Source organism: Robinsoniella sp. (genome assembly GCF_034124845.1).
On record NZ_JAWYAJ010000338.1, the window covers coordinates 1 to 4,492 of the forward strand.

Genomic DNA, 4,492 nt, shown 5'->3' on the forward strand with positions numbered 1-4,492 from the left:
CTTTTAATAAGACTTTTGAAGTTTTACTTTCTAATAATGAAGATACATTTTCTAATTTCATCACTGTTTCATCCCTTCTATTCATTTCATATATTTTCTGTTGACCTTTGTCCAGACTTCTTTTATACTATGATTATAATGAGCATTTGAGATAAATACAACAATTATATTTTCCAATTATATAACGATATTGAGATTTTAAATTGGGGTTTAGCTGAGGAAGGACGCTTTGTGAAATGTAGGTAGTGTACGGAAAGAGAAGGGGGCGGACCAGGAGAGGTGTTTGGAAGGCTTAACGCAGAACTGGCATTTTCTAACCTTCCCGAAGCGCTTTTTGGCGGCACGCGGGCATTCACCGAGAAATGCATCAAAAAAACGCCAACCCACAATACCAGGAAATATGAACTCTGCTTAAAAGCCCATATTTCTTCTGATATTGTGAATCAGCGTTTATAAAAACGGGAAGGTTTTATCAATCATTACATTCCCATATTCGTTTTACGTCTACCGTTGTATCCTCTACTACTTTTTCAGCCATTGCCTGTACTCCAAAAATCTCCGTATTTGTATGACTCCCAACCAGCAGGTTCATACCTGCAAAACGCGCATATTGAGCGGAGTACAGCGAATACTCTCCTGTAACATAAGTATCACATCCTCTTTCTGCCGCAATTTTCATTTCTGTTGTAAGATTTCCGCCGCCTGCAGCTACACATATTTTTTTGACCCCATTGTGATTCTGATACTGCCGTACCGGCTCTTCTAAAATCTCCGACAATCTGTCAGCGAACGATTCAAAGGAAACCTCCCTGTCCAATTCTCCCATACGGCCTCCATAATATAGCCCGGCATAAGGCAGCTCTTTTTTCGTTTTATTGATTCCCAGCGCCTTAGCTAAGGATGCGCTTGTTCCAAAATCTGCATCATCCAGCGGTGCATGAAAAAATGCATGAGTCATATGATATGCCTCCAGCAACGCATTACATTCCTTCTTCATTCCAAAGATAAATTCCCAGGAATCATGATGGGTCAGTATAAAATCAGCCTCCAGCTTTTTTGCTCTCTCGATTATTTCAGGCGTCAGATTGGTTGCATACCCAATCCTGCTGATCTCCCGGTCAAATTCATTATAAATTCCCCACTCCTGCGGCAGAGCCTCCAATTTATCGGAATCAAACATATTCCATATTTTTGTCCTTAACTCCCTGTATTCCATGAAATTCCTCCTTTTATGAAAAGTAACATAATGCAGCTTCCAATCATTACCCTTCCGATTATTAACCAACCTACTATAACGCTGCCGGCTGTTGTTTTAGCTTGACAATAGAATAACCCCAAAGTATGATAAATAATAAGGTCATTTGACCCAAATGAAGGAGAAATTTTAATGAACAAAGATTTACGTATGATTATACCTCCTGCAATAAAAGAAAAATTAGTGAGAAAACAATATTCTGCCGGCAGCCCTATCCTGCTTTCCGGTCATGATAATTTCTTTGTTTTCTTTTTAATACAAGGTGAAGCGGAAGCATTTATTCAGAATGCAGACGGTACCGCAGCCACCGTATACATATACAGACCCAACAGTGTATTTGGAGAAATTGAGCCCTTCTATGATGAATTGAAACCCGTAAGCATTACCGCCATAACGGCATGTACCATAGATATTCTTCATAAAACGGATTTCATAGAATGGCTGAGAAATGATTTTGAAGCAGTATCGGTATTAATTTCTATCATTGCAGAAAAGCTTGTGGGAAACAGCCTGTTAATCGAGGAATTATCACTCATGAATGTGCGTAAAAGAGTTTTGAGATGCGTTGCTGTCCATTACCACCGCAATCGGCTGCACCTGCTCACAAAGAAACAAATATCTTTAGAAGTAAGTGCTCCCGTCAGAAGCGTAAACCGGGCTATCGCAAATTGCACAAAAGACGGATTGTTCTGTTATGAAAATAAACAGATTCGAGTTTTAAATGAGACAGGTGTATTGGAATATCTGCCATAGCGCTATCGTGGAATCTAAATAAGTTCTATGCAAGCTCTAAATAAATCTTATTTTTTTAATATTCTAATCTCAAAAACGAATCTTTCGTATTTGACAAATTTTTTTTAATAAGTACTTTAAAAGTTGGTGCAGGTAGCTTATAAACAAGTAAAAGAGGCAGTCAAAACTGCCGGGGAGGTATTATATGATTGCATATTTCATCGCTATCTTACTATTGGCATTGAATATTATTTATCCCAGAGGTCTATGGTATTTTAAGTTTTGGAAGTTTGCAGGCAAAAAAACTGAGCCTTCAAAAACTTATATACTCTATAACCGCATGTTGTCCGTCTTAGGCATGATCATTCTTACCATTGCCTACTTTTCCACCTTTTTCGGGCAATAACAAGTTCGTCACTTCAAAACTCTGGAACCAGAACTTTGGAACCAAAAAAAAGAGCGGGATTCATCTTTCCCGCTCTTAATACTGATCTCTTGATTATACAGTTCTCTACCTATTCATGCTTATTCGTGCTTACTTCCCGCCTTATAGTCATCTCTTGCCCAGTTTGGCGCATTGACAGGACCCGCTTTTGCATTGCCGGTTTTCGCAGCTCCCTGGATTTCAGGGACCTGTGCCTGTTCATTTTTCGGGTGATGCATCCGTTCATGATTCTCTGTGCCGTGATTCTTGGGGTCATAAGGACTTGGCCTTCTCATACCTGCTTTTGCCATGATCATACCTCCTATCCTAGAGCGTGTTTGAAAATTGCTTTCTGGCAGCTGTGCGTCACACTTTGTGGGAGATTTGTCCCGGATGAAGGGCGACAAGCGTACTACGTAACCTGAATTCGGGGCAAATATGCCGCTAAGTGGGGCGTGCATATGGCAGGAATAAATTTTCAAACACGCTCTAGATAGTTTTTGTATCTCAGGTAAAATTAATCAGGTAAAATTTTGAAATAAATTATAACTATACGGCAGTTATCTCCAGATAATATCTGCTTTCCGCCTTGGCGCAGTTCTGCGGTATTTCACGTTTGGATATCCCAGCAGCATGCAGCAGGACACCTTTTTTTCTCCAATGCCCAGCCATTCCTGCAATGCCGGGCTCGTTCCCAGAACTCGCATCATATAACCGCTGTACAGCGCTCCTGCTCCTTCCGCCACAGCCATGTTCTCAATGTTTGCTGCCGCCAGCCCTCCATCCAGAGGATTTTCGGAGGCAATCACCAGAAATGCAGGTGCATTGAATAAAAAGGTATCATCCTTTGGATTACGAAGCCATTTTTTATAAAAACTTCGGAATGCTTTTTCATAATCAGGAGCCGTTTCTTTCAGGATTTCCAATACCCCTGGTATCTCTTTCCATAGCAATTGCCGGAATTCTTCCATCTGCTCCTGTACCAGCACAAAAGTACACGCCTGCATATTTTTTGCAGTTGCTGTATAACGTCCTGCATCCAAAATGTGTTCCAGTTTTTCTTTTTCCAGATTCTTCTCTTTAAAGCTGCGGATACTCCGGCGAAATTTTACTGCACGGAGATATTGATCCGGACAGACTTTGAAATCAGCTTCTACATATTCCTCTACCTCATTCATTTCATATTCCGGAATGCTTACCGCTTTTACAGGGCAGACCGCCACACAATGCCCACACTGGATACATGCCCGGCAGGACTGCGCCTTACCATCTTCCAATTTGATTGCACTGCCCGGACAGTCCTTGATACACGCCTCACATCCGGTACATAAATCTTGATCAAATACTACCATATTTCCTCCTAACCGCGTCTGTTCTTCTAGAGCGTGTCCAGCCAGTATCAAAAGTTTCCGGCTGGACAGGTACTACATTGCACACTAAGTATAACATTAAAGTCCGGAAGAAAAAAGCATAAAGGTAAGCTGTCCCCAAATAATTATTCTAAAACTGTAAATCCCCCTCTGCAAAATACCGGTATCGTTTCTAATGGAGCCTCTGCCAGGATCGTCTGTCCGCCCTCATATCTCTCCTTCGTCCGAATATCCATCCAATCAGTTCCTTTGGGGAGATAAACTTCCCGCTGTCTTTGCTTTTCATATAAAACAGGAGCGATTAAAAGTTCATCTCCAAACAGGTATTCATTTTCGGTTTCCCAGCAAGCTGTATCTTCCGGAAAATCATAAAACAGCGGGCGCATGGGCGGCGTTCCTTTTTCGTGTGCCATTTCCATCATCCGGGTAATATACGGCTTCATTTGTTCCCGCAGGTTTAAATATTTCCGGCAGATTTCATAAGCTTCTTCTCCAAATGACCACACTTCATTATCCGCACCGGATACACAGGCAGCGCCGCCTTCCAATCCCATAGGCTCTTTCAGCGGTTCCCGATATCCATGCAGACGCATTACCGGGCAAAAGGTTCCATATTGGAACCAGCGGATCAACAGTTCCCGGAATGCAGGATCATCCGGATTGCCTCCATGGAAACCACCAATATCCGTAGTCCACCAGGGTATTCCTGCC

Annotated in this window: 7 protein-coding genes; 3 read left to right on the plus strand and 4 right to left on the minus strand. The window is 41.8% G+C overall.

Annotated features, from left to right (window positions below):
* Positions 1–472: 472 nt before the first annotated feature.
* Positions 473–1,216: a Nif3-like dinuclear metal center hexameric protein gene (locus ACH2DQ_RS17035; protein WP_394914427.1), complete on the minus strand. Its 744-nt coding sequence runs from the start codon at positions 1,214–1,216 to the stop codon at positions 473–475.
* Positions 1,217–1,387: 171 nt separating this feature from the next.
* On the opposite strand from ACH2DQ_RS17035, the gene ACH2DQ_RS17040 reads away from it, so the two are divergent.
* Both ACH2DQ_RS17040 and ACH2DQ_RS17045 read left to right on the plus strand, forming a co-directional pair.
* Positions 1,388–2,008 (plus strand): Crp/Fnr family transcriptional regulator, encoded by a 621-nt coding sequence (locus ACH2DQ_RS17040; protein WP_394914426.1) that lies wholly within the window; start codon positions 1,388–1,390, stop codon positions 2,006–2,008.
* A 184-nt stretch (positions 2,009–2,192) separates the two neighbouring features.
* A complete protein-coding gene (locus ACH2DQ_RS17045; RefSeq protein WP_395027550.1) occupies positions 2,193–2,393 on the plus strand; it encodes a hypothetical protein in 201 nt (66 codons plus the stop codon).
* Between the two features lie 119 nt (positions 2,394–2,512).
* On the opposite strand, the gene ACH2DQ_RS17050 is transcribed toward ACH2DQ_RS17045, so the two are convergent.
* The gene (locus ACH2DQ_RS17050) at positions 2,513–2,722 is read right to left on the minus strand and encodes a hypothetical protein (RefSeq protein ID WP_394914425.1); all 210 of its coding nucleotides are present in this window, start codon (positions 2,720–2,722) and stop codon (positions 2,513–2,515) included.
* A 114-nt stretch (positions 2,723–2,836) separates the two neighbouring features.
* Here ACH2DQ_RS17050 and ACH2DQ_RS17055 point away from each other — a divergent pair, with 114 nt between their 5' ends.
* Positions 2,837–2,908, plus strand: a complete 72-nt coding sequence (locus tag ACH2DQ_RS17055; RefSeq protein ID WP_394914520.1) for a DUF6783 domain-containing protein — start codon at positions 2,837–2,839, stop codon at positions 2,906–2,908.
* A 63-nt stretch (positions 2,909–2,971) separates the two neighbouring features.
* Here the strand turns inward: ACH2DQ_RS17055 and ACH2DQ_RS17060 are convergent, their stop codons facing one another.
* Together ACH2DQ_RS17060 and ACH2DQ_RS17065 are read right to left on the minus strand one after the other, a co-directional pair.
* Complete coding sequence (locus ACH2DQ_RS17060) at positions 2,972–3,763, minus strand: nitroreductase family protein (RefSeq protein WP_394914424.1); 792 nt, start codon at positions 3,761–3,763, stop codon at positions 2,972–2,974.
* A 143-nt stretch (positions 3,764–3,906) separates the two neighbouring features.
* A partial coding sequence (locus ACH2DQ_RS17065) for a TIM-barrel domain-containing protein (RefSeq protein WP_395027552.1) occupies positions 3,907–4,492 on the minus strand: 586 nt, incomplete at its 5' end.

Coding starts and splice junctions, on each gene's coding strand:
- ACH2DQ_RS17050 (WP_394914425.1), bottom strand. CDS start 2,722: ATGGCAAAAGCAGGTATGAGAAGGCCAAGTCCTTATGACCCCAAGAAT.
- ACH2DQ_RS17045 (WP_395027550.1), top strand. CDS start 2,193: ATGATTGCATATTTCATCGCTATCTTACTATTGGCATTGAATATTATT.
- ACH2DQ_RS17035 (WP_394914427.1), bottom strand. CDS start 1,216: ATGGAATACAGGGAGTTAAGGACAAAAATATGGAATATGTTTGATTCC.
- ACH2DQ_RS17040 (WP_394914426.1), top strand. CDS start 1,388: ATGAACAAAGATTTACGTATGATTATACCTCCTGCAATAAAAGAAAAA.
- ACH2DQ_RS17060 (WP_394914424.1), bottom strand. CDS start 3,763: ATGGTAGTATTTGATCAAGATTTATGTACCGGATGTGAGGCGTGTATC.